Raw genomic sequence first — 26,693 nt, 5'->3', positions numbered from 1 at the left:
TGACTTTTAAGTAAATCGCATGCAGTTAATTAACACCAAAAAGGAACTTAAATCACTTTTAAATTCTTTGGATGACACCAAATCTATTGGCCTTGTTCCTACCATGGGCGCCCTGCATTTAGGGCATCTCTCCCTAATTGAGCAAGCGAACAGAGAGAATGATCATACCGTAGTAAGCATTTTTGTAAACCCCACCCAATTTAACAATCAGGAAGATCTGGCAAAATACCCCAATACCTTGGAAGCCGACCTTTCCCTATTAAAATCAGTATCGGACACCCTAATTGTCTTTTCCCCCAATGCAGAGGAAATCTATTCGGGGAATATTAGCTCCCAAACATATGATTTTAACGGCTTGGATAAGGTTATGGAAGGGGCGTTTAGGCAAGGGCATTTTGATGGTGTGGGCACCATTGTGGAAAAACTTTTCACACTTATTAATCCGACAAGGGCTTATTTTGGCGAAAAAGATTTTCAACAGCTTCAAATCATCAGAAAGCTCGTTCAACTTAAAAATCTTCCAGTAACCATAGTGGGCTGCCCAATTGTCAGGGAAGCTAACGGACTCGCCATGAGCTCTAGAAATGCAAGGCTTTCCGAAGAATTAAGGGAAGAGGCGGCCTTTATCTATAAAACCCTCCTATCCGCCAAAGAAAATTTTGGCACAAAAAGTGCAGACTTTATTATGGATTGGGTGAAAAATGAATTTAGCACCCAACCCAATTTGGATCTAGAATACATAACCATTGTTGATGAAGCGCATTTACAGCCCATTAAAGAACCAAAAAAGGACACCCCATACCGGGCTTTTATTGCCGTTTATGTAGATGGGGTACGACTTATAGACAATATTGCCCTTTAAATTGGCAGGTTAGCAGCCGCAATAAGGTGGTATTCCAAAACAGCTATAACTAAAAACTAAATTGATTAACTTTGCACCATGCTAATAGAAGTAGTAAAATCTAAAATACACCGGGTAAAAGTTACCGGTGCCGACCTAAATTACATAGGCAGTATTACCATTGACGAAGACTTAATGGACGCCGCCAATATAATTAGGGGAGAAAAGGTACAGATTGTAAACAACAACAATGGTGAGCGACTGGAGACCTATGCCATTCCAGGCACTAGAGGAAGTGGAGAGGTTACCCTAAATGGGGCAGCTGCAAGAAAAGTAGCTGTAGGGGATGTATTAATACTGATCACCTACGCCCAAATGGAATTTGAGCTAGCTAAAAACTTTAATCCTTCCCTGGTATTCCCCAACGAGGAAACCAATCTTTTGACCTAGCCTTGAAACCATCGACTAAGAAAACCTTAAAAACCATACTCCCTATAGCACTGGGGGTTTTCTTAATCTGGTATTCCTATTTTTCTACCACGGAAGAGGAGCGGAAACAGATACTCTATTATATAAAAAACGCCGACCTTTTTTGGGTGGGCGTTTCTATCTTATTGGGGATTATGACCCATATCTCTAGAGCCATAAGGTGGAACTACCTTTTACAGCCCCTCGGATACCGCCCCAGCGTGGTAAACAATATTTTAATTATTCTCACTGCCTATTTCACCAATTTAGGTATTCCCAGGTCCGGAGAAGTGCTTAGGGCCACCGCCTTAACCACCTACGAAAATGTCCCATTTGAAAAAGGGTTTGGAACCATTGTTACAGAACGGATCATAGACCTGATAATGTTACTACTGGTAATTGGACTCGCGTTTTTTTTACAAACGGATATTATTTGGGCGTTTCTTAAGGACCGGGGCTTAAATGTTGCTTTTTTAACTACCCTCCTACTTTCAGGAATCCTAGGCTTCACCCTTCTTTTCCTTTTTGTTAAGAAATCTAAACACCCCTGGGCAGAAAAAATTAAAAGACTCCTAAGAGGCCTAATAGGGGGCATTCTCAGCATTTTTAAGATGAAACAAAAATGGGCGTTTGTAGCGCATACCATCTTCATCTGGACTGCCTATATTGCCATGTTTTGGGTTATAAAATACACTGTTTTGGAAACCGTAGACCTAACCATAGGTCAGCTTTTGGTAGCCTTTGTCGCAGGGGCCTTTGCTATGTCTGCCACCAATGGCGGCATTGGCATATACCCCATAGCCGTAAGTAGCGCCCTAGCTATTTTTGGAGTGAGCTCTGCTTCCGGAGATGCCTTTGGATGGATCATGTGGATCTCGCAAACTTTAATGATCGTAGTGTTTGGGGCAATATCTTTTCTATTATTGCCGTTATGGAACAGAAATAAATAGTTTCCAAATCCAACTTAACCTATGCTACGCTTTTACACCTTAATGGCGCTCTTCCTATGCTTAGGATCTAACGCTCAAATTACCCAAGAAGTTTTTGAATCCTATAAGTTACAGGATAAACGGACCGTATCTTATTACATACCCGAATCCTACGACAAGCAGCAAAAACATCCTGTCATCTTAACATTGGACGCAGAATACCTCTTTGATCAGGTGGTAGCCAATGCCAAGTTTTATAGTAGATTCCACGGTATGCCAGAAGCTATTGTGGTTGGAGTACACCAATCCATGCCCTACACTCGGGACCTAGATTCCAGCTTTGACCCCCATAACGGACTACCCACCGAAGATGGCAAACGATTTTTTGAGTTTTTGGGAATGGAACTCATCCCCTATCTGGAAAACAACTACAGTATTGCCCCATTTAAAATGTTTGTAGGCTACGATGTAACGGCTAATTTTGGAAACTTCTATCTCTTTAAGGATGTTTCCCTCTTTAATGCCTATGTCTCCATCTCACCTACTTTAGCCCCCGAAATGATTACCAGGGTTCCACAGCGGTTGTCTGTTATGAATAAAAAGATTTTCTATCAGTTGATTTTAGAAGGCGAGAAAAACGAAAAAACACAGGAGGTGCTTGCCCTAGACCAGGCCCTAAAAACACTGGATGCAGATAACCTACACTATTTCTTTGACCAATACCCCAACGCAGACCCTGTATCGGTAGTAACCTATGGCATTGGGAAAGCGTTCGACAATATTTTTGGAATGTTTAAACCCATCAGCCCCAAAGAATACCGTGAGAACATACTCACTTCCAATGAGCCGGTCTTTCAGTATTTGGCAGACAAACAACAATCTATTTCAAATTTATTCGGATTTAAAAAACCCACCAGCCTTAACGACATAATGGCTATTTATGCCGCCACCAGAAAAAAGGAGGATTTTGAATCGCTAAAACCCTTGTCTGATCTTTGCAAAAGAGAATACCCCAACACCATGCTAGGGTTTTATTTTGAAGGGGAATATTTAGAGCAAATGGGAAAGCCAAAAAAAGCACTGAGAACCTTCGAGAAAGCCTTCTCCATGGCAGAAATAGACTTTCTTACCAAGGATATGGCCTTGGAAAAAATACAGGCCTTAAAGGCAGATTTCGGCTATTGATCCTAGTACATTGATAGCCAAAAACAAAAAAGAAAGGCTATTAAAGATTACGGCTCTTCCATGCTTTGGCATAAGGATGAACTTCATTCATAGATCACAAAGGGCAAGCCTTTAAGGCTACGGGGCCATATGCTACTTTCTATAGGTTTCTACCTTCCAACATTGAGTCAACTCTCTTTACGATTGCCCACACGCTTTTTTTGAATCCTTTTACTACCTTAGCGCAAAGTAGAAAATAGGAAAATGGCCAAAACCAAAACAACATTTTTTTGTCAAAATTGCGGCACCCAGTACGCCAAATGGGCTGGACAATGTAGTGCCTGTAAGGAGTGGAACACCCTTGTAGAGGAAATAGTACAGAAAGAGGAAAAGGTAGCCTGGAAAAGTAGCTCCCCTAGCTCCAAGACAATCGCAAAGCCATTAAAGATCAATGAAATAAGCACTGATAAAGAACTTCGACTGGATGCGCACGATAAAGAATTTAATCGGGTGCTAGGTGGAGGTATTGTCCCTGGCTCCCTCATTCTTTTGGGAGGTGAACCCGGAATTGGAAAAAGCACCTTAATACTACAGATTGCCCTTAAACTACCCTATAAAACACTCTATGTTTCTGGTGAAGAAAGTCAGAAACAGATTAAAATGCGTGCAGATAGGATCAATGCTAATAATGAAACCTGTTTTATACTGACCGAGACCAAAACGCAAAACATCTTTAAACAAATCCAGGCGACCGATCCAGATATTGTGGTCATAGACTCCATACAAACCCTACATACAGACTATATTGAATCGGCCGCGGGCAGCATCTCACAAATTAGGGAGTGCACTGCAGAGCTCATAAAATTTGCCAAAGAGACCAACACCCCAGTACTATTAATTGGCCATATTACCAAGGACGGCGCCATTGCCGGACCAAAGATTTTGGAGCATATGGTAGACACCGTACTACAATTTGAAGGAGACAGAAATTACGTTTACCGGATATTACGCTCCCTTAAAAACAGGTTTGGCTCTACAGCAGAATTAGGCATTTATGAAATGCAGGGCAGCGGACTGCGCGAAGTAAACAATCCGTCCGAGATCCTAATTTCTAAGAATGAGGAGGGTTTAAGTGGTACTGCCATTGCCTCTACGGTAGAAGGCATGCGCCCCCTAATGATAGAAATACAAGCCCTGGTAAGCACGGCGGTTTATGGAACCCCACAACGCTCTACCACAGGCTATAATGCCAAACGCCTAAACATGTTATTGGCGGTATTGGAAAAACGAGCCGGCTTTAAATTGGGCGCAAAAGACGTGTTCCTTAATATTACCGGAGGCATCTCTGTAGACGACCCAGCAATAGATTTAGCCGTAATTGCAGCCATCCTTTCCAGCAATGAGGACATCCCCATAGAAAAGGGAGTTTGTTTTGCGGCAGAGGTAGGCTTAGCAGGAGAAATACGACCTGTACAGCGTATAGACCAGCGAATTATGGAAGCCGAGAAATTGGGCTTTACCACCATTTACGTGTCCAAAAACAACAAGATAACACTTAAACAGCCCAAAATACGGGTTGCATTAATTGGAAAGATCGAGGATGTTGCCCAGCAAGTATTCTCCTAATCCCTTGAATTGAACATTCTCGTTAGCACCAGTAGTATTAGGACAACCAATAAGATCAATGCCAATTGCCAAAATCCGATTTTTAAAAAATACATAGCTTTAGGTTTAAGGGGCAGGGTTAGGAATTTGATTGTGAATCGCTTCAATCCCTTGAAGCACCTCATCACTTAAATCAATATGTATACTTTCTATATTTTCTTTCAATTGCTCCAAATTGGTAGCACCAATGATATTACTGGTTACAAAGGGCCTGCTATTTACATATGCTAAGGACATCTGCGCAAGGGACAGGCCATTTTCCATCGCCAATTTATGGTACATCTCTGTGGCTTTAACCGCAGTTTCCCCACTATACCTATTGTAATTGGGGAACAAAGTGATCCTACCGTCTTTTGGCTGCCTCCCTCCCAGGTACTTTCCGCTTAACACGCCAAAGCCCAGCGGTGAATAGGCCAACAGCCCCAAATCTTCCCGATGGGAGATTTCTGCCAATCCTACTTCATACAGTCTATTTAATAAACTATAGGGGTTCTGAATCGTAATCATCCTTGGCAAGTCGTGATGCACCTTACTTTCTTCCAAGTATCGCATGGTTCCCCAAGGCGTTTCATTGGAAATCCCCACCTGCCTAATTTTACCCTCCCTGATCAGGTCGCGCAAGGTTTCCAAAATCTGATGAAAATTATCCTCCCAAAGATCTGTTCCGTCGTATTGGTAACCTCGCTTCCCAAAATAATTGGTAACCCTATCTGGCCAGTGCAATTGGTACAGATCCAAATAATCGGTCTGAAGGCGTTTTAAGCTTCCTTCTACGGCCGCGGTAATAGATTCCCTATTAAACCCGGTAGTCCTAATAAAACTGGTGGCCGGGGACCTACCCACAATCTTGGAGGCAAGTACCATCTTTTCCCTATTGCGATTCTTCTTAAACCAGGTACCAATAATTTTCTCGGTATGGGCATAGCGTTCCGCGGCCGCAGGAATAGGGTACAACTCTGCCGTATCAAAGAAATTGACACCCTGTTCCAAGGCATAATCCATTTGCTCATGGCCCTCCGCCTCGGTATTCTGATTCCCCCAGGTCATGGTTCCTAGACATATTTTACTGACTTCTATATCGGTATGCGGAAGATTCGTATAGTTCATTTTGCTGCTTTAAATCGTTTAGTTTTATTATTTTTTAGAATTAAGGTCGATGGATTTACTCCTCCAATTCCACCAAAATGGGACAGTGATCACTATGCACCGCTTGGGATAAAATCACCGATCTCTTTAGACGTTCTTCCAAGGGATTACTTACCAGGCCGTAATCTAATCTCCAGCCCTTATTATTAGCCCTAGAATTTGCCCTATAGCTCCACCAGGTATAATTATCCGGTTCTTTATTAAAATGCCTGAAACTATCTATAAAACCGCTTTTCATAAATTTATCTAACCATTCCCTTTCCACTGGCAGAAAGCCCGAAACATTTTTATTTCTTACGGGGTCATGGATATCAATAGCCTGATGACAAATGTTATAATCGCCACAGATCACCAAATTGGGTCTGGATTGTTTTAAGTGGTCCACGTAAGCCTGGAAGTCGGCCATATATTGCAACTTATGATCCAATCTAGCAATATTGGTCCCAGATGGCAGATATAGACTCATTACGGAAACATCCTGAAAATCGGCCCTAATATTCCTACCCTCAAAATCCATATAGTCTATCCCAGTACCAAATTCGATGTGATCTGGTTTCCTTTTAGAAAGGATTGCCACCCCACTATAGCCCTTTTTATTGGCACTGTACCAATAGTGGTAGGGGTATCCGGCGGCTTCAAATACCTCAAGATCCAATTGTTCTTCATTGGCTTTTATCTCCTGCAGACAGATAACATCTGGATTTACCGTTTGCACCCACTGCAAAAAACCCTTTCTCAGGGCTGCTCGAATTCCATTTACATTATAAGAAACAATTTTCATCCACTTCTATATTTCTCCACCCTGGCTACTGGTCCTCCCAGCCGAAAGGCGGTAGTTTTTTCGTTCTTTTCAGGGGAAATCCCTGAAAAATTGGGCTAAAAATAGACAATGTTTCCCTAACTGAAAAAGACAACTGGCATAGATTAAGACATGGGTTATGATTATCCCCAAACAAGATACCTAGTAAAGCAATTCCATAAAAATCCTAGAATAATCCTTAGGTTTGCCAATCAAAATACCATTTTATGAAAACCCCTTACGTTTATCTTCTTACGTTATTACTCATCAACTTTACCGTGGCCCAAGACCCTGTTCAAAAAGACAGCATAACGGTATTGGATGAAGTGATCCTCCTGGAGGCTCGTGCATCTGCTGCAGACAATGGAATTGTGCCCACCCAAATAATTGGCGGCAAGGTATTTAAAAATTACAGCCCTATAGAAATGGTGTCGGCTATCAATCAGGTTTCCGGGGTTTACATATTGTCTGGCGCACTAAACACCAATAGGATTACCATAAGGGGAATAGGGGCCAGAACCCTGTACGGAACGGACAAGTTACGCCTCTACTACAACAACATCCCTATTACCAATGGATCTGGCTTTTCTACTATAGAATCCTTCGATTTAGAAAACCTAAGTCATATAGATGTGATTAAAGGACCAAAAGGGACCAATTTTGGAGCTAATTTGGGAGGGGCTATCCTCCTTAACTCCAAACAGCCTGCCGTGGGATCCTCCTATTTTAGGAACAACGTAACCGCAGGCTCCTATGGACTATTAAAGAATAATTTTTTGTTTACGCTGCAAGAAGACAAGGTTTCCCTTAGCCTACATTACGGACATATGGAAAGAGACGGGTACCGGGAAAACAATCGGTTTGAACAAGACGGAGTCCTCTTGGATTTAAATTATCGATTAAATCCTAAAACAAACATCGGGCTTCTGGTAAACCATGTAGACTATACGGCACAAATACCCAGCTCCCTAGGACTAACAGATTTTACGGAAAACCCTAGAAAGGCAGCATTTACATGGAAAGCGGCCCAGGGCTACGAGGCCAATAAGTATAGCCTGATAGGACTCACCCTTAACCATTCCTTTTCGGATAAATTAAAAAACTCCAGCAGCATATTTTACAGCTACTTGGATCACTACGAACCCCGGCCGTTTGGCATATTGGACGAATACACCCATGGATATGGATTTAGAACCAAGTTTACCGGACACTTTGGGCAAAATACAGAAGGAATAGCCTACAGTTTTGGTGCGGAATTATACAAGGATGAATACAACTGGAGGGAATTTGAAAATTTATACAAGGAAAACCAGGGACAAGGAAGCAAAAAGGGGCATTCTTTTGCCAACAACAAGGAGTTTAGACGACAGTTCAATGCCTTTGGAAGCCTTTTATTTCCCATTACCGATGTATTTACAGCACAATTGGGCATCGGCCTTAACAAGACCCATTATGATTTTAGGGATTTGTTTAACGAGGGCGACGCCAATTTGAGTGCTAAAAGGGATTTTAAACCCATCTTCTTGCCCAGCCTTAATTTAGCGTACACCGTTCTAGACCAAAATACCATTTATGCCAATATAAGCAGGGGATTTTCCAACCCTAGCCTAGAAGAGACCTTAACCCCAGAGGGAGTAATTAATCCGGACATCGCACAGGAAACAGGAATCAATTATGAGATTGGCTCCAAATGGAATCTCCTAGACCAAAAACTGGGAATTCAGTTGGCGCTCTACAGAATGGATGTTAATAATCTATTGGTTGCGCAGCGCGTTGGGGAAGATCAGTATATTGGTAAAAATGCAGGGAAAACAAAACACCAGGGATTGGAGCTGGAAATGGAATACCGCTGGAATCTTGGCACCAATTTAGAACTATCCCCCTTTATCAGTTACACTTACAGCAAACACCAATTTGTATCCTTTATAGATGAAGGGAATGATTATTCTGGGAACCCCCTGACCGGAGTGCCGGCACACCGTTTAAATTCTGGTCTACAGGCTAGGGTATGGCAGCAGTTTTATTGGAATACTACCCACCAATACGTAGGGGAAATTCCCCTCACGGACGCGAACACCCTTTATAGTGATTCCTTCCAAATAATTAACAGTAAGCTAGGGCTTGGAAAACATTTATCCAAGAAGCTTTATATGGATGTATCCCTTGGCTTAAACAATATTCTGAACACCCACTACGCTAGGTCCGTACTTATTAACACCCAAGGTTTTGGTGGCTCCGAGCCGCGCTACTATTACCCTGGGGATGGCAGAAATTTCTATGGGAGTCTGCAGTTGAGATATTCCCTTTAGGCTATTTAATCCCCCGGTGCTTTTAGGCGAAACTACGAATACCCTTATATAGCGGTACAAGTCTCACCTAGCCGCGCAAGGAAAAAAACAACCCCCATTAGAATTTATTTTCCAATGGGGGTTTATGGTACTTATGATAGAGAATGCAACCTACATGCTACTCTATTCTTTTAAGCCAAGTTTTCATATCCACCTCATCATGGATAATCTTTTTAACATCGGCAATAGCTACTCGTTGTTGCTCCATGGTATCCCTATGACGGATAGTGACTGTTTGGTCTTCCAAGGACTGATGATCTACGGTTATACAGAAAGGAGTACCATTGGCGTCTTGCCTTCTATAGCGACGGCCCACTGCATCCTTATCATCATAAACTACATTAAAGTCCCATTTAAGATCCTCTACAATCTCCATAGCCAACTCTGGAAGGCCGTCTTTTCTCACCAATGGGAATACTGCCGCCTTGTTAGGAGCCAATACCGCTGGTAACCTAAGGACTGTCCTAGTAGTACCGTTTTCCAATTCTTCCTCTTGTAGGGAGTTGGCAAAGACAGCTAAAAACATCCTGTCTACACCAATGGAAGTTTCCAATACATAGGGTACATAACTCTCATTGAGCTCTGGATCAAAGTACTGTAATTTTTTCCCTGAGAATTTCTCGTGGTTGGCCAAGTCAAAATCGGTACGGGAGTGAATCCCCTCCAATTCTTTAAATCCAAACGGAAACTTAAATTGTATATCGGTAGCGGCGTCTGCATAATGCGACAATTGCTCATGGTCATGGAATCTATAATTGTCCTGGCCCATCCCTAGAGACAAATGCCATTTCATTCTTTTCTCTTTCCAAGTCTCATACCAATCCAACTGTGTACCTGGTTTGATAAAGAACTGCAATTCCATCTGTTCAAATTCGCGCTGACGGAAAATAAACTGTCTCGCTACAATTTCATTTCTAAACGCCTTCCCTATTTGGGCGATCCCAAAAGGAATTTTCATGCGCGCGGTTTTCTGTACATTTAAAAAGTTGACAAAGATCCCCTGCGCAGTTTCGGGCCTAAGGTAAAGATCCGTGGCGTTTTCTGCGGAGGCACCCAATTTGGTCGCGAACATTAGGTTAAATTGCTTTACATCTGTCCAGTTTTTAGAACCGGTTAATGGACACGCAATTTCCAACTCTTCAATGAGCTGCTTTACATCTGCCAAATCTTCTTTCTCCAAGGAAGTTCCAAGCCTCTTTAAGATAGTAGCAATCTGCTCTTGATATTTCACTACCCTAGGGTTGGTCTCCATAAACTGAGCCTCGTCAAAATCGTCCCCAAAACGCTTCTTCGCCTTGGCAACTTCTTTTTCGATCTTAGCCTCAATTTTAGCTGCATGTTCTTCTACAAGAACATCGGCTCGGTATCTCTTTTTGGAATCTTTATTATCTATTAAGGGGTCATTAAAGGCATCTACGTGTCCGGAAGCTTTCCAAATCGTTGGGTGCATAAAAATGGCAGAATCAAGGCCCACAATATTATCGTTCATCTGGACCATGGCTTTCCACCAATACTCCTTAATATTCTTTTTTAACTCTGCTCCATTCTGGGCATAGTCATAAACCGCACTAAGCCCATCATAGATTTCACTCGACTGAAATACATATCCGTATTCCTTAGCATGTGAAATAACTTTTCTAAAATCGTCTTCTTTTTTTGCCATGCGACAAAAATAGGACAATCCCCCATAATTGGGTAATTTATTTCAACTGAAATTCCGTGGAAGCCAACAATTTCTCGTCTTCAAAGACATTTAAGGTGTAAGTTCCTTCTTCCAACGATCCTTCTGGCATAGATATGGCATCGCAAACATTAAATTGCTCCCCCATAAAGACTAGCTGAACCCGTTTACTGTAAACATTTCCGTTCACTGAAATTGTATTAGCATTGTCTTCTATAACAGACATATTAGGCCCTAAAAACTGGTAGTAGATTACCCGGTCCTCATCTTTGGTGTTTGGGTTTCCAATAATAGTAACACACCCCCTAAGTCTAGAGATGGTATTGGCCTTGTTGGTCCTTATTGGTTTTCCGCTGCGGAAACGGAATCCGCTACCTTCGGAGTTAATTATTTTAAGGTGGTTCTTCTTCTTTAATTCCTGACTAAGCTCTCTATTCCTTTGTATTAATAGTGCCTCCTTTTCTGCCAGGGAGCTACTCTCCCCCCGTAAATTTTCTACCAATTCCTTGGTCTGTTCATACTTGTTGTCCATCAACATATTGTTGTACCTAAGAAAACTATTCTTAAGCTTAAGACTATCATACCTAGACTGTAGGGCCACGAGCTCCGTTCTGTATCCTTTCAGCTTTTCCAAGGAAAAATTTAATTTCCCTACGGAGTCCATCAATTGCTGTACCCTGTACTTGGAGTCTTGCAATTCTATCTCATTCACCTCGTTAAGGGCAGCTAAGCGATCTACGTCCGTTTTAACCAAAGCAATATCCCGCACCAATAACTCCCGTTCCTGTTGTAGAAAACTGAGGTCCCTTTTAGACTGGGCATAATTAAAATAAAAAGCAATGAGCACCCCTATAATAACAGCCACTAAAACAGCTACCATTATCTTATAGTTTAATTTATTATCTTGAAAATCCATCTATAGCTATGCGTATTTTGTAGTTTAAAGATAATAAGGGCTCATGTTCCACAAGCTTTCAAATATATTAAATGATATCAACTCCGTCTTACTACCCAAGCTATGTTTTGGATGTAACACCCTATTAATCAGAGGAGAAGAACACATTTGTACCGTTTGCAGGAACCAATTGCCACTTACCGAATATACCTTTAACGCAGAAAACCCTGTTGACCGTATATTTTATGGCAGAATTAACATTTCCAAGGCTAGTGCATTTCTTTTTTTCACGGACCAAGGCATCGTAAAAAACTTGATTCACTATCTAAAATATAAGAACCAAGAGCAAATTGGCTATTTTTTAGGTGAATGGTATGGCCTCACCCTTAAAAACAACAATTACCTCAGAGATATAGATTATGTTATCCCGGTTCCCCTACATCCCAAAAAACGCAGAAAACGGGGATATAACCAAGTAAGTTTATTTGCCAAAACGGTGGCTATTCATCTAAACGCACAATATTTGGAAAACGTTTTGATAAAAACTGCCAATACCAGAACACAAACCAACAAAACGAGGCTTTTACGGTGGCATAACAAGCAGGCATTGTATCTATTGACCGATCACAAACTGTTGCGGAACAAAAAAGTTTTGCTACTAGATGATGTAATAACCACTGGAGCTACTATGGAGGCCTGTGCCATTGCCCTATCTGAAGCACCAGGCATTGAAATATATCTTGCATCCATGGCCATTGTGCCTTAATTTTACATTTCTCCAAATTAGTTGTTTCTTTGTGGCACTTTTATTTATCGTATGGTTCAACGCGTTTTAGGGTATATATTTTTGGTTTTAGCGGTTTCTGCTTTTCTACAATGTGCTAGACGGGGCGCACCAAGTGGGGGCCCAAAGGATGTTACCCCTCCAAAATTAATTAAGGCAGAGCCATCAAATATGACCACCAATTTTAAAGGGGATAAAATTCGGCTCTATTTTGACGAATACATCAAGCTAAACGAGTTGGAGAAACAATTGATTATCTCCCCTCCCCTAAAATATACTCCGTTGATAACCCCACAGGGTTCCCCCAGAAAATATGTGGAAATCATCCTCAAGGATACCTTAAAGGAAAACACCACCTATACCTTTAATTTTGGTCAGAGTATTGTTGATAATAACGAAGGAAACCCCAGCAGCTATTTAACCTATGTGTTCTCTACTGGAGACTATATAGATTCTTTAACCGTATCTGGAGTGGTATTGGATGGTTTCAATAAAAAAGCAGACAATTTTATAAGTGTTATGCTGTACGAATTGGACAGCACTTATACGGACTCTACCATCTATAAACGGCCGCCAAATTACATCACCAATACATTGGATAGTACCACCATCTTTCATTTGAAAAATTTAAAAGAAGGAAAGTATGCGCTGTTTGGCCTAAAGGACGAAGCCAAAAACAATGTTTTTGATCAAAAAACCGATAAAATTGCTTTTATAAAGGATACTATTTCTCTACCTACGGACTCAATTTATGTACTAACCCTATTTAAGGAGATTCCAGATTACACCCTATCGGTACCGAATTTTGCTGCAAGCAATAAAATTATTTTCGGATATCAAGGAAAGGGCGAACACATTGAAATAGAGACCCTTTCCAAACTACCGGACAGCATAAAGACCAAGGTCCTTAAAGAGCGCAATAAGGATACCCTTAATTTTTGGATCACCCCCTTTACGGCAGATTCCCTAGTATTTTCCGTAAGCAACTCCCTAGAGAAATTTAGGGATACCTTTACGGTAAAAACAAGGAAGCTTGCAGCAGACACTTTGGTATTACAACCCAACCAACGGGGCTCTTTAGAGTTTGGAAAACCATTTTTTATAGGTGCCAATACCCCACTCGTTAACTTAGACACTACCAAAACTTCTTTGTGGCGAAAAGATTCTACCGCCGTGAAGCATACGGTTACCTTGGATACCCTTGGCAATAAAATTGATTTTAATTTTGAAGTGGAGCCCAATGAAAGCTATACCTTAGACCTCCTCCCAGGCATGACAACCGACTTCTTTGGAAAAGAGAACGACACCTTATCCTATAAATTAACCACTAAAAGTTATGCCGATTTTGGCAATCTAAGGTTAAGCCTGGAGGGTGCTGTTACCTATCCTTTAATTGTGCAATTGACCGATGAGAAGGGAGTGGTAAAAAAGGAGCAATTTGCGGATGAAGCCAGAATATTCCACTTTAATCATATTGCGCCCGCAAAATACCTTATTCGGGTAATTCACGATAGCAATGGCAATCAAAAATGGGATACTGGAAACTACCTTAAGGGCATTCAACCAGAAAAAGTCAGTTATTACCCTTCGGTCTTGGAGGTGCGTGCCAATTGGGAACTGGAGCAAACCTTTACTCTTCTAGAGTAAACTGATCGCGATCTTCCAAAAAAAGGAACCGCTGTCTGTGTTCTTCTATATGTTTTTTACTTAAAGTAGCATATAGGACCGTCTCTACTTCCGAATACGCCAGGGAATTACCCAAAACATCATACACAGCGGAATGGCCCACGTATTGGATCCCGGAGGGATCGGCTCCCACCCTATTAACCCCAATCACATAAGCCATGTTTTCTATGGCCCTTGCCTTTAGGAGGGTATCCCAGGCAGCTATTCTTTTTTCTGGCCAATTGGCCACATAGATAAGCACATCATAGGCCTCCGTATTCCTTGCCCAAACCGGAAACCGAAGATCATAGCAAATGAGGGGGCAAATTCTAAATCCCCTATAGTTTATTAACAACTTTCTGCGGCCAGAGGCATACACCTTATCTTCTCCCGCTAGGGTAAATGTATGACGCTTGTCGTAACTAGCCGTTGTGCCATCTGACTCCACAAACCAGAGTCGGTTGTAATAATTCCCTGTATCACCAAAGACAATACTCCCTACCAAGGCAGCATTATTTTGGGAAGCCATAGCCTTCATCCATGCCAGCGTACGCTGCCCTTCCTCCAAGGGGATATTGGCAGGAGACATCGTAAAACCAGTAGTAAACATCTCTGGGAGTACAATCAGATCTACTTCTTTGGAAAGGGTTTGGATTGTCTTCTCTAAGCTATCCCTATTGGCCTGAGGATTTTCCCACACCAGCGGGCATTGTACCAGGGCGATATGTAATTCTTTCGACATTGCTATCATTTTCTAATCCAAGAAACTTTGTACTATTGGGAAGAAAGTGGGCCTAGGCCTCTAAACATTTTCCAATAGGGCAACTAGATTGGAGAGGCCTTGCATGGCAGCATGGTCCAAGGCGGTTTTACCCCTAACATCGGCTATAGAGGCATCGGCACCAGCCTGCAACAACATTTTGGCAATTGCCTCCCTATTAAAGGTAGCGGCATAAATTAAGCAAGTAGCTCCCATAGCATTCCGCTCATTAATATTGGCCCCATTATTTATTAGGGTCTGTGCAACCTCTGAAAATCCTTTGAAACAAGCTCCCATTAGGGCGGTATTCCCCGAGGCATCCTTGGCGTCTACTTGAGCACCCTTATCCAACAGTAAATTCACGATTTCGGCTTCCTCATAATAAGCGGCTAAGATTAGAGGGGTAGCCCCCCGTTGGTCTACACTGTCTACCAATTGAGGATGCACGTTTAGCATTTTGCCTACTGCTTCTAAATTGCCATTTCTAATTTCGTTAAAAAAAACTTCGTTCATGGGCATATCACGTTGACGAATAGTATAACAAAAACCGTCACATCAAAAATTGCCGTGACGGTTCCGTTTTAATTAATTCATTTATTAATAATTGGCAAGCTCACTAATGCCCAGTGCTTTTCTTACACCCTTCCCGTAATTGGGATCGGCCTTATCGAAATGCGCCAACTGCCTTTCCACTATCTCCATGGATACGCCTTGCATAGCTGCTGCAATATTATTGAATAAACGTTGTTGTTGCTCCTCATTGAACAGTCTAAACAAGTCCCCAGGTTGTTTATACTCCCCATAGGTATCGTTTTCTTCGTAACGCCTAATATCCCCATTGATGGTCATTGGCGGCTCTTCTACCGTTGGATCCTCTACGGCCCCTCCCTTGCTATTTGGCTCGTAATAGGCATCGGGATTCCCAAAGTCATTGGTGAAAAAACGCATAGCCCCATCTTTGTGATAATGGTTCACCTCGGACTTGGCCTCATTAGCTGGTAAGGCCTCGTAATGGGTGCCCAAGCGATATCTATGGGCATCGGCATAAGAGAATATACGCGCTTGCAGTACTTTATCCGGTGAAAAACCAATCCCTGGGACTATATTGGATGGAGAATAGGCAGCATTTTCTACATATTGAAAATAATTATCAGGGTTTTTATTCAATTCCATGATACCCACCTCTATTAAGGGGTAGTCTGCATGCGGCCATACCTTGGTGAGGTCAAAGGGATTATAGGGTGTTTTTTCGGCTTCGGCCTCAGGCATTATTTGCACCATAAGTTTCCACTTAGGATACTCCCCTCGCTCAATAGCCCCGTAAAGCTCTTCTTGGTATTTCTCCCTAGTTTGCCCAATTACCTCCGCAGCTTCCTCATTGGTATAGTGCCGATGTCCTTGTTGTGTCTTAAAGTGGAATTTTACCCAATAGCGCTCTCCCTCATTATTCCAAAAAGAAAAGGTATGGGACCCATAGCCGTTCATGAACATAGGTGCGGTGGGTATCCCCCGGTCCGACATCAATATGGTTACCTGATGAAGACTTTCTGGGGACAGGGACCAATAGTCCCACATAGCTTCGTTAGATCTTAAATTGGTCTTGGGATGCCTTTTTTGAGTTCGTATAAAATCAGGAAATTTGTAGCCATCGCGTAAAAAGAATACCGGAGTATTGTTTCCAACAAGATCCCAATTTCCTTCCTCGGTATAGAATTTTAAGGAGAACCCCCTTACATCGCGCTCCGTATCCGCAGCTCCCAGTTCCCCGGCAACCGTAGAAAACCTAGCTAACATTTCTGTTTTCTTTCCTACTTCAGAAAATATTTTTGCCCTTGTATATTTAGTAATATCATTGGTTACCGTAAAAGTTCCCATGGCTCCCCATCCTTTTGCATGTACCACCCTCTCAGGAATACGCTCCCTATTTTGGTGTGCTAATTTCTCCAGTAACTTATAGTCCTGCATTAATACAGGGCCCCGTTCACCGGCCGTTTGCGACCGCTGGTTATTGGAAACGGGTGCGCCCGCCGAAGTTGTTAATCTTTTTTTCATTTTAATCTTATTTTAGTTTGCACGCATACCATGCAATTAATTAGTTGCTAACACTCCTAAATTTACAAAATAAAATGGCTTTTACCCAGTCTAACTCCCATAATCCCTAAGAGGCCCATTAATTACCCCTTATTTATTATCGCACCCCAGGGCTAAAATCTTCCGGGGCATTCTGGGGCTGATTGATAGTGTCACTACCCCCAGTGTCATTATAAATGGTCCATTCACTAAAAGTATAAACGGGATTTGCTTCTTCTACATTTGGGTTCCGTACTGCTCTACCATCCTCAAACTCATGATTGGTACCGGTACCATCTACCCCCACCACTCCAAAACTATCAATGACTGTCCCAAAGGGGTCTACCAATTGAAAATTATCATCCCCATTGGAGTCGGCCGGACTGTTTTTCCCCACGCCTAAGTCTGGGGGAAACCCGTACACGCTCGTAAAAGAATTGGCATTGGGCGATATCACAAAAGTACTTTCTGCCCCAATAGTAAATTCAGAGAGATCAATGGCAGAGCTCACTTCTACATTGGCATTGGTATAGCGGAGCAAACGCCACCCCTTTAAACTTAAGGGCATGCTATCTGCATTATACAACTCTACAAACCTAGCCTCGGCATTGTTATTGGGATCGGCCAGTTCTGATATAAACACCTTGTTAGACGTAAATTCGTCCACAAACTCAGCACAGCGCTCCTCTGTGAAATCCACATCCCCCAAATCCCGTATGGCCAATTGATAGGTGTTCCGCTCCCGTAACAACACCCCCGTAATCTCCCCATTTAAAGCGGGAAGTTGTTCCGCTTGGAAGTCGGCATAACCACTATTTAACATAATTAGCTCCTCATCCAGGCAATTAACCAGGGTTCTACTGGTAGCCTCCTTGGGATTGGCAAAAGGCAGCCCCAATTGGTCCTCTCGTACTTCTAGGTCCTTAAAGCGTACTAGGGTATGGGCAAAACGTTCATCTACCTCCCCTATCTCCAAGGTTTTAGGTTCTATTGTTACTACATCGGCACAATCTCTATAGAGATGACGGTCCATGACAGCAGCGGGCAACCTTCCCACCGAAATATTACCAAAGGAAGTAAATTGTCCTCCCAGTTTATACACCCCTTTGCTTTTCCCAAGATAGAGTCCTTTTAAGGCAATCAGGATTTTACTTCCAACTGGAAAGAACAAATGCGTATCGCGCACGTCCAACTCTATCTGAAATCCCTCTGTGGCATTCGCTGGCCTATCCTGAAAGTAGAGGACCCCGAAAAAATTTCCACTTTGGTCCGATGAGTTTACATAGCCCTCAATAATCAACTCTTCTTGTATCTGTAGGGTCTTATCCACATAAAGCCCTTTTACTTCTGCGTAGCTGGCGTTGGCGGTTAAGTTATTGGTACAATTGGTTTCTGGCATCTTATAATCGGGATCCTTTACACATCCAAAAAACGCCCATAGTCCAAACACCAGAACTCCCCATGCCCTAGAGAGCAGCTTACATTTAAGAGAAGTCGTTATGCACATTATTTTGGTCATTGTAATTTGGTTTAATACATCCCCATCACTTATTTAAAGCCCCCCCCTTAGAAACTAAGGGCTAGGTTAATAAAGTAGGTTCGCCCATACCCATACCAGTACTTTGGTGCAAACGAAGGACTCCCACTTAGGGTATCTTGTTGGTATTGACCAAAATTGGCATTTCTACTTTGTTCATACCCCCCGCTACGGTAGCTTACATCAAAAATATTATTGATACTTACAAATACGCTGATATACTTGCCAGCCTTCAACCAAGATTTTCCCCCTACCATATTTAATAAATAGCTATCGTCCAGTTTGTCTTGCCGCAGCAACTGTTTTACATTTTCTTCGGTTGCATTGGGAAACGGACTTCCCGTCTGTGGATTTATATAAAAGCTAGCTGTTCTGGCTATTGTGGAGAGTCCTGCATAGTTATTACCCAAATAATTAGCTGTAGTACCAATCCACCAATATTTTGGATCTCTATATTCTACGCCCAGCGCATAGGCTACTTGGGGTCCCTGAGAAAGTTTATGCCCCTTTATTTTAGAAATGCCCAAGGAGCTTTTCCCAAGCGTGTTTATAAGTTCTTCCTCCGCCCCTGAGGTATCAAAATTAATGGTGACCCTGGGGTCGCTTGCATAGAGGTGCTTCCCTACGGCGGCAACGGCCGACAGTTTTACGGAGGATGAAATTTGATATTCCAAACCCAATTCCGTCCCCATATGCAATTTATCCAAATCGCTGACTACTTCCTGAACAAAATCGCTCCCCACCCCAGCATCCACAAAGAAAAAATTTATATCGGTGGTGTTTTGTAACCGCGTATAATATCCGCTTAGCCTGCCCGTAAGCTTGGGCAACCGCAGGTAATAGTTAATATCTACCGTATTTATCTTTTCTGGCTGTTGTTGGGGAACGGTCTCATTGTTTTCCCTAGGATTAATAAATACATTCTGATAAACCGGTGCTTTCATGATATAAGCCCCTGCCAAGGAGATCCAATGCCTACCGTTAAACTTATAGGTAACCCCTCCCTTGCCGCCAAAATTGGAAAATTCCTCCCTCACCCCCTTTCCCAAGGAGTTTTCATAAAATCGCTCATTCCTAAACAATCCCTCCCTTTGGTAGGCGATATTAGAATATTTGGCCGCCAAAAATCCTTCCCATTTATTTCTGGTAATACTGAATTGCGAGAATAGATCTAGCGCCTCCGATCTAATTTTATACGAATAGTTAAACTTATCGCCTGTTATTTTATGGGGATTCCCCTCTACGTCATTTAATGTATTGGAAAAACGATCCCGATCCTCATGGAAATCGCCTCCCAACAAATCTTTAATTTGGGCGTAATTATCCGACTCCGAACTTCTATAGGTACCACCAAAATCTAATTTTACCCAGGGACTTATTCGATAATTAAATACCGTGCTAGCACTTAACTGGCTTTCTTCTAGGGTATCATCATAGAGCAAATAAGAAGATTTCCCATCCATAGCAGCAGTGGAATTCGCCTGATAAAGTCTACTCCAGTTTAACTGCGGATTTTCCTTAAACCCTTCCTTTGCCATCCGAGCACTTACAAAATTGGCCCCAATGGGGCTGTTGATATAAAAACTAGGTAAATACCGATAGTAGGTGGGATCTGGATTGGGGGCATTGTAATACCCTAACCTACTTCTGGCATCGGTTCCAAATTGATAGGAAATCCCGGTATTTACCTCCAAGGACGGGGAACTAAAAAAATGATTGAACATTAGTATAGGCGCTACCAACTTGCGTTCTCTAGCATTGCGAATCTCACCGTCTTGTTTACCCCAGTACGGATTATATCTTGCTCCTTGCAAATTAAATACCTCTTCCGTAATGGCAGAGGACCTCCCCCTTCTGTTGGGCGTTAGGATGCCCGTTAACAAAAAGCTGTTTTTTGGGTCGATGGCAACCTCCACAGCCCCAAACAAGGAATACGCATCGTAGAGGGTCCCTTCAATAAAGCCCTCCTCTGCCCACCGTCTGGAAGCAGACACGCTATAACTAAGCCCTTTGGCCCCCCTCCCCGAAGAATAGGTTGCCATTAACCTACCTGCATAACTGCGATTGGAGGCCGAACTGGATATTCTTACCCCCTTCCTAAATCCAGATGGCCTGGTATTTATATAGGTGGTGCCAAGGATACCTCCAAAGGAATGGTCGGAAATCTGAAGGCCATGGCTATATTCCTGATTGCGGGTTACGTCATTTAATCCACCCCAATTATTCCATTGTGGCCTACCATTCAACATTTTGTTCATTGGAATTCCATTTAATAGCACCTGACCATTTTCGGACCCGTATCCTCGGACCCTAAAAAATGCCTGACCAAAATCGAAAGCAGCACGATTGAGAAAAACATCCCTACTGGCTTGTAACATCCCAGACGTCAGGGCACTCATTTCATCTTCCAAAAGATCGGAATCCGTAAGGGTAATTAGGTTGTCTGACTTTTCAAAAGTGATATCCCTTTCCAAATAAATGATTCCCAAATCTATGGCATGGTCTGTTGCCTGAAAAGGAATTCGCTTGGAGATATAGTCTTGGGCATGGATGGTTAAGATATAAGAAACCCCAGCATCTACTTTAAAGGAAAAATCACCGCTTGTTTCATCTGGCCCTTCCAACAATACTCCCGAAAGCTCTAACTGCACCCCTGGCACCATGCTTTGGTTATAATGATCTAATACTGTCCCACCCACCTCCAATCTACCTTGAGTCCAAGCCTGAAGTCCAGTAAGTAAAAAAAGCGATAAAACGAGGGGCCTAACCATGCAGTAGTCTTAGACTTTGTTAAATTGTGATATAATATATTACAACTTGACAGATAAATCGCTAAATAAAATACGAATTGCATGATTTTTTAGTTAAATTACAGAGAATACCCACCATAAAATGAAATACACCACCTTTATACTTGTTTTCTTCTCTTTAGTGATTGGGATGTATTCCCAGGCGCCGAGAAGCTATCAGATCCGGACCGTGGCTTTTTATAACGTAGAGAATCTCTTTGATACGCATAGGGACTCCCTCACCTTTGACGGGGATTTTACCCCCACAGGAAAAAATCAATGGACCCAGGAACGGTATCGGAAAAAACTTGATAACATTACTCAGGTATTATACCAGATTGGGAGAGCGGTTACCCACAACGCACCCGATATTATTGGGCTATGTGAAATTGAAAACAGGGGGGTTCTGGAAGATTTAATACAACATCCCACCCTAAGGGACTTAGATTATGATATTATCCATTTTGATTCCCCAGACGAGCGAGGCATAGACGTAGCACTTTTATACAGGCAATCGGCATTCTTGCCCACCTCGTTTCGCAGCCATCGATTATTACTTACCAAAGAGGAAATATTCCTGGACTACACTAGGGACCAGTTGGTGGTAGGCGGACTATTAGACGGGGAGCCCCTGCATTTCATTGTAAACCATTGGCCCTCTAGAAGCGGTGGGGAGGCTAGGAGCAGGCCCAACCGTATTGCCGCTGCCCGGTTGAATAAACGGATCATAGATTCCATAATCCGCCAATCACCCGATGCAAAAATAATCAGTATGGGCGATTTTAATGACGACCCTACGGACTACAGCTTTAAAAAAATATTGAAAATTAAGACAAAGGAGGAAATCTTGGAACCTTCCGAGCTCTACAATCCCATGGAAAATCTCTATAAAAAGGGTTTAGGCACCTTGGCTTATAGAGATCGATGGAATTTATTTGACCAACTGTATTTCACTGCCAACCTGTATATGGAACCTAAGTCAGGATACCGGTTTTGGAAGGCAGGCATCTTTAATCCGCCCTACCTAATTGATCCTAAAGGCCAATACAAGGGGTACCCATTACGAACGTACGCCAATGGCAATTACGTAGGCGGCTACAGCGATCATTTTCCGGTATACCTCTTTCTAATACGACCGATTCCCAAATAGGTTACTGAGGCAGGGAAAGCTTAATGTTTCTCCACTTAACCTTTATACCGCCACCATCGTGTATCTGTAGGGCAATGGAACCTTCTCCCTGGGCTATCTTCTCATCGTTAATCCGTACCATTTCGGTACCGTTTAACCAAGAGGTTAGGGTGCCACCAGAAAGACGGATCTTCATGGTATTCCATTCCCCCTCCTTCAGTACTTCTTCTTTTTCTGGATCTGGCTTAACCAACCATCCTCTTCCATAAGACTCGTACACACCTCCTGTATGGTGTCCGGAAGGAGCTACCTCTACTTGCCAGCCACTTACCTTGGTACCCTCTATGGTAGAGCGTATAAACACGCCACTATTACCATCTGCCTCCTGCTTAAACTCTAGGCTAAGCTCAAAATCTTTATAATGTTCATTGGTAGCCAAGTACCCATAGGCTTTATCGGGCCCACTTTCACAGACCAACAAGCCGTCTTCCACATACCATTTCTCGGTACCGTAGACTGTCCACCCGCTAAGGTCTTTTCCGTTAAAAAGGGAGATTTCCTGGGCCATCATGGGGATCGCCAACAAAGAAAATAGTAGGGATAGTAGTTTTTTCATAGTATAAAGGTTAGGGTTGGATAATGGTGATTTATTTATCTAAAAAAAGGAGCCTGCCCGCTTAACTACTGGTGTAGGTAGGCTCCTTAAATTTATATGCGACTAATTAAGCCATTGTGCCCATGGAATTCTACTTAATATAAGTAGCAGACCCAAGCCGTAGAAAATGGTGATGGTCTTAAACTTTCGTTTGGCTTCCAATATTTTCTTATGCCTAGACCAACCAATGGTAATTAGTACGAGCGCAATAATATTAATAAAAGGATGCTCTACCGCCACTAAACGGGCAGCGGAATTCATTCCTCCCATTCCCAATGTTTGAATGGCATTCAATCCCTTGGGGGACACAAAGAATAGTATCAGTCCTACCAAGAGTTGTAAGTGAGCCAAGATCATGGCAAAAAGGCTTATCCTAAAATCTTTGGTCAGGGTAAAGTCTTTGTTACCCGTCCATCCCAAAATTGCATTGGCGACCGCCAAAAAGAGTACGGCCAAAGCCACATAGGCCAAATAAGAATGTGTGTTTAATAATGCTTCGTACATAGTTATAAGTTTAAGCTATAAATGTACTGACTTTTTAAGTATAAAAAAACCCTGCCGATGGCAGGGTTTTCAAATTTATTATGGAGAAGGTTCCTTAGAACTTCAAACGAATACTTGCGTTCCATGTTCTTCCAAAACCAAAATAAGCTCTGTTATTAACACTTACTCCCTTATACGTATCGTCTCCCGGCTCCACGTGAATGTTGGTCAGGGATTCAGAAATATACTCCTCGTCTGTAACGTTGTTTACGTTCACTCTAAACACCAAGTTGTAAGCAGAACTCACCTGCCAATCATAGGTTAAGCCAGCATCCAACAAGCCAAATGAAGGAAGTTTTACTGATCCTCGGTTGTTAGGGGTGGCAAACTCATCATCTGTTGGCAAGAATCCAGCATAAAGATTATCGAATTTATTATAATCCGCATCTACACTAAGTCCTCTAACAAACTCGTACCTTCCTCCAAAACCGTAGGTAAACTGTGCAGCATCGCCCACTTTAACTCCCTCAAGGTATAATGGATCTCCTTCGGCTACTACATTTTGGTTATCGTCATATACCGTCTGTCTAGCATTTCCATCATACTCCCAGTTTCCAATGGAGGTATACCCTCTAAACTGAAGATTGTCTGTAGGTCTTAAAGTGAAATCTACCTCCACTCCAGTATGCACCTGCTTTACCCCTTGGTACTGATAAAATCCGTCTCCAGAGCTTAAGCTACCACTTACTACTCTATCATCCCAAGTAGTGTGATACGCGTTTACGTTAGCTGCAAAAACACTACTTCTAAAGCCGTATCCAGCTTCAAAACCAGTAATCTTTTCATTAGTCAACAATGGATTGATCTCGTTCCTAAAGTTTAGGAACATATTGTCCTGGTAAGGCTGACGTGAATAATGACCGGCATTAACAAATAGGTTGTGCTGCGCATTAAAGTTATAGTTGGCCCCAGTTTTTACGTTATAACCAGAATTGGTAACCTTTTCGGAAGCTTCGTTCCCTTTGGCGTAGTTAAAATAGTCGAACCTTTGGTTAGACTGAGTAGATACCGCACCTTGAACAAAAGCCGATAGCTTTTCACCAGCGTACTCTAACTGGGTAAAACCACCCAAGTAACGAATGTCTTCCGGGTTGTCATAAGCAATTCTTTGATCCCTTGGCGTACTGTGGAAAGTAGCTTTCCAAGGATTTGGACTATAAGCTTCTGTAACTACATAGTCTGACCCCAATTGCTGATTGTTGGTATCATCATCCCAACCATCTAGACCAAAAAAGTCTACCACTCTTCTAAAGTGCTCACCGTGGTAAGACCTTCCGTCAAAACCAACGTTAAAACTCAACTGATCATTGATCTTATGGTTAAAGTTACTTACCACTCCAAACCATCTATGCTCGTTAACACTAGAACGTAGAATATCTGCCTCACGACCATTAGCTCTTCTTTCCCCAACAATTAAACCACTGGAGTTTCTTGGAAGAGAGCGGTTGTATCTGTACTGACCAGTTAAATCGAAATTATCCTCACCTTGGGAAGAGTAGTTTCTAAGTCCAATAGATCCACCTCTACCGTAGGATGCATAAAGCACCGTAGACAACTCGGAGTTATCACTCATTTTCCAGTCCCAGCTAAGGTTAGCTATTGGCTTGTGGTAATAATTTCCAGAAGTATTTCTAAACTCACCATTTAAATATCCCCACTGATCATTATACCTTTTTCCTTTTTCTAGAAGGGTAGCGATGGTATATCTGTTTCTCTGGTAGTGAATTTGAGGGGCACCGGTAATTAAAAAGTTAAAGGTGTGATTCTCATTAGGTACATATCCTACAGAGAAGAAGTAGGTTTGACCGTTTCCTCCCATAAAATCGTTATAACCATCTCCTTGCCAATGACCTAAAAGGGTAGAAAAAGCCCAGCCTTTTTCGCTCAACCCAGTAGAGTAATAGGCAGAAGTTTTTAGGTAGTTATCGTTACCGATCATGGTCTGCGCAAATCCACCTTCTTTGGTATCTACCGTTTTGGTAACAATGTTTACAGTACCACCAACTGAAGAAATTGCCAACTTAGAAGAACCCAATCCTCTTTGTACTTGTACGGCATTAGCAACATCTGTTACCCCTTGCCAGTTAGACCAGTACATCTTACCGTCTTCCATTCCGTTGATAGGCTGTCCGTTTAATAAGAAAGCTGTATTAGATTGGTCAAAACCGCGCACTTGGATTCTTGAATCCCCAAATCCACCACCACTCCTAGAGGTATACACAGAAGGTGTAGATTTTAACAATTCCGGAAATTCCAAATTCCCACCTTTAAGTGCAATATCTGCGGCCTTAATAGTAGATACAGCGATAGGGGTTTGTCTGTCCCTAGCCAAATCGATAATACCGGATCCTACAACAACAACGCCTTCTAACTCCTCTGCATCGGGCATTAAAGTTATAGCACCAATATTACCTGTTTTGGTAAAATTGACTCTCTTATTGATAAAACCGATGTACGAAATTATCAGAGTACCAGAATTTTTCGGAACTTGAATACTAAAGTTTCCGTCAAAATCCGCAGCAACACCCGTAGAGGTACCTTGTACCATAACATTTGCACCCGGTAAGGGTCCACCTAAATCACCGTCTATCACAGAACCGGTAATGATTCCCTGTGAAAATCCGATCGCCGTGCTTAAAAGCAAGGCAAAAACCAAGTAAATTTTTCTCATCCTTCTAGAGTTAAAGAGTTTTTAATTAACGCTGCAAACATGTTCATTTTTTTGCATCCGTATATTAATTCAATGTTAAATTAGTTGGCGCAAATTTAACAAAAAAACTCAGGAAGGATATATAGCTTTCAAGAAGTTATGGACGATTCGACGA

At 42.3% G+C, this 26,693-nt stretch carries 21 protein-coding genes; 9 read left to right on the top strand and 12 right to left on the bottom strand.

Annotated elements, in window-relative coordinates:
- Nucleotides 1-19 precede the first annotated feature (19 nt).
- The 5 genes from panC (at nucleotide 20) to radA (ending at nucleotide 5,028) form a co-directional block, all read left to right on the top strand.
- Complete coding sequence (gene panC, locus BV214_RS01945; protein ID WP_086475779.1) at nucleotides 20-862, top strand: pantoate--beta-alanine ligase; 843 nt, start codon at nucleotides 20-22, stop codon at nucleotides 860-862.
- A 78-nt stretch (nucleotides 863-940) separates the two neighbouring features.
- A complete protein-coding gene (gene panD / locus BV214_RS01940; protein WP_086475778.1) occupies nucleotides 941-1,291 on the top strand; it encodes an aspartate 1-decarboxylase in 351 nt (116 codons plus the stop codon).
- 2 nt (nucleotides 1,292-1,293) lie between these two features.
- On the top strand, nucleotides 1,294-2,259 hold the full coding sequence (locus BV214_RS01935) for a lysylphosphatidylglycerol synthase transmembrane domain-containing protein (RefSeq protein WP_086475777.1): 966 nt from the start codon (nucleotides 1,294-1,296) through the stop codon (nucleotides 2,257-2,259).
- A 21-nt stretch (nucleotides 2,260-2,280) separates the two neighbouring features.
- Nucleotides 2,281-3,423, top strand: coding sequence for an alpha/beta hydrolase (locus BV214_RS01930; RefSeq protein ID WP_086475776.1), 1,143 nt, complete (start codon nucleotides 2,281-2,283; stop codon nucleotides 3,421-3,423).
- A 243-nt stretch (nucleotides 3,424-3,666) separates the two neighbouring features.
- Entirely contained in the window at nucleotides 3,667-5,028 is a 1,362-nt protein-coding gene (radA, locus tag BV214_RS01925; RefSeq protein ID WP_086475775.1) for a DNA repair protein RadA, read from the top strand.
- A 105-nt stretch (nucleotides 5,029-5,133) separates the two neighbouring features.
- Here radA and BV214_RS01920 read toward each other — a convergent pair whose 3' ends face one another.
- Nucleotides 5,134-6,174 (bottom strand): NADP(H)-dependent aldo-keto reductase, encoded by a 1,041-nt coding sequence (locus BV214_RS01920; RefSeq protein ID WP_086475774.1) that lies wholly within the window; start codon nucleotides 6,172-6,174, stop codon nucleotides 5,134-5,136.
- Between the two features lie 55 nt (nucleotides 6,175-6,229).
- Nucleotides 6,230-6,994, bottom strand: coding sequence for an exodeoxyribonuclease III (locus tag BV214_RS01915; protein WP_086475773.1), 765 nt, complete (start codon nucleotides 6,992-6,994; stop codon nucleotides 6,230-6,232).
- A 245-nt stretch (nucleotides 6,995-7,239) separates the two neighbouring features.
- On the opposite strand from BV214_RS01915, the gene BV214_RS01910 reads away from it, so the two are divergent.
- Nucleotides 7,240-9,321: a TonB-dependent receptor family protein gene (locus BV214_RS01910; protein WP_086475772.1), complete on the top strand. Its 2,082-nt coding sequence runs from the start codon at nucleotides 7,240-7,242 to the stop codon at nucleotides 9,319-9,321.
- A 157-nt stretch (nucleotides 9,322-9,478) separates the two neighbouring features.
- Here the strand turns inward: BV214_RS01910 and BV214_RS01905 are convergent, their stop codons facing one another.
- Nucleotides 9,479-11,023, bottom strand: a complete 1,545-nt coding sequence (locus tag BV214_RS01905; protein WP_086475771.1) for a glycine--tRNA ligase — start codon at nucleotides 11,021-11,023, stop codon at nucleotides 9,479-9,481.
- Nucleotides 11,024-11,060: 37 nt separating this feature from the next.
- Complete coding sequence (locus BV214_RS01900; RefSeq protein WP_086475770.1) at nucleotides 11,061-11,957, bottom strand: hypothetical protein; 897 nt, start codon at nucleotides 11,955-11,957, stop codon at nucleotides 11,061-11,063.
- 43 nt (nucleotides 11,958-12,000) lie between these two features.
- Here BV214_RS01900 and BV214_RS01895 point away from each other — a divergent pair, with 43 nt between their 5' ends.
- Nucleotides 12,001-12,702, top strand: a complete 702-nt coding sequence (locus BV214_RS01895) for a ComF family protein (RefSeq protein WP_140157701.1) — start codon at nucleotides 12,001-12,003, stop codon at nucleotides 12,700-12,702.
- 51 nt (nucleotides 12,703-12,753) lie between these two features.
- A complete protein-coding gene (locus BV214_RS01890) occupies nucleotides 12,754-14,367 on the top strand; it encodes an Ig-like domain-containing protein (RefSeq protein WP_086475769.1) in 1,614 nt (537 codons plus the stop codon).
- On the opposite strand, the gene BV214_RS01885 is transcribed toward BV214_RS01890, so the two are convergent.
- The 5 genes from BV214_RS01885 to BV214_RS01865 all read right to left on the bottom strand — a co-directional run bounded on the left by BV214_RS01885 (nucleotide 14,351) and on the right by BV214_RS01865 (nucleotide 21,523).
- Nucleotides 14,351-15,127 carry an amidohydrolase gene (locus BV214_RS01885; RefSeq protein ID WP_086475768.1) on the bottom strand — a complete coding sequence of 259 codons (777 nt, stop codon included), beginning with the start codon at nucleotides 15,125-15,127 and terminating at the stop codon, nucleotides 14,351-14,353. The genes BV214_RS01890 and BV214_RS01885 overlap by 17 nt on opposite strands.
- A gap of 60 nt (nucleotides 15,128-15,187) precedes the next feature.
- Entirely contained in the window at nucleotides 15,188-15,658 is a 471-nt protein-coding gene (locus BV214_RS01880) for an ankyrin repeat domain-containing protein (RefSeq protein ID WP_086476015.1), read from the bottom strand.
- An 84-nt stretch (nucleotides 15,659-15,742) separates the two neighbouring features.
- Complete coding sequence (locus tag BV214_RS01875) at nucleotides 15,743-17,197, bottom strand: catalase (RefSeq protein ID WP_086475767.1); 1,455 nt, start codon at nucleotides 17,195-17,197, stop codon at nucleotides 15,743-15,745.
- 136 nt (nucleotides 17,198-17,333) lie between these two features.
- Complete coding sequence (locus BV214_RS01870) at nucleotides 17,334-18,734, bottom strand: DUF5689 domain-containing protein (RefSeq protein ID WP_086475766.1); 1,401 nt, start codon at nucleotides 18,732-18,734, stop codon at nucleotides 17,334-17,336.
- Nucleotides 18,735-18,781: 47 nt separating this feature from the next.
- Nucleotides 18,782-21,523, bottom strand: coding sequence for a TonB-dependent receptor (locus tag BV214_RS01865; RefSeq protein WP_086475765.1), 2,742 nt, complete (start codon nucleotides 21,521-21,523; stop codon nucleotides 18,782-18,784).
- Nucleotides 21,524-21,644: 121 nt separating this feature from the next.
- On the opposite strand from BV214_RS01865, the gene BV214_RS01860 reads away from it, so the two are divergent.
- Complete coding sequence (locus tag BV214_RS01860; RefSeq protein WP_086475764.1) at nucleotides 21,645-22,691, top strand: endonuclease/exonuclease/phosphatase family protein; 1,047 nt, start codon at nucleotides 21,645-21,647, stop codon at nucleotides 22,689-22,691.
- Nucleotide 22,692: 1 nt separating this feature from the next.
- Here the strand turns inward: BV214_RS01860 and BV214_RS01855 are convergent, their stop codons facing one another.
- The 3 genes from BV214_RS01855 to BV214_RS01845 form a co-directional block, all read right to left on the bottom strand.
- A complete protein-coding gene (locus BV214_RS01855) occupies nucleotides 22,693-23,286 on the bottom strand; it encodes a 3-keto-disaccharide hydrolase (RefSeq protein ID WP_086475763.1) in 594 nt (197 codons plus the stop codon).
- A gap of 102 nt (nucleotides 23,287-23,388) precedes the next feature.
- Nucleotides 23,389-23,829 (bottom strand): hypothetical protein, encoded by a 441-nt coding sequence (locus BV214_RS01850; RefSeq protein ID WP_086475762.1) that lies wholly within the window; start codon nucleotides 23,827-23,829, stop codon nucleotides 23,389-23,391.
- A 94-nt stretch (nucleotides 23,830-23,923) separates the two neighbouring features.
- Complete coding sequence (locus BV214_RS01845; protein ID WP_086475761.1) at nucleotides 23,924-26,539, bottom strand: TonB-dependent receptor; 2,616 nt, start codon at nucleotides 26,537-26,539, stop codon at nucleotides 23,924-23,926.
- Nucleotides 26,540-26,693 lie beyond the last annotated feature (154 nt).

The sequence above is a fragment of the Arenibacter amylolyticus genome, assembly GCF_002150785.1.
Lineage (GTDB): Bacteria > Bacteroidota > Bacteroidia > Flavobacteriales > Flavobacteriaceae > Arenibacter > Arenibacter amylolyticus.
This window is presented reverse-complemented; position numbering and strand designations above follow the sequence as displayed.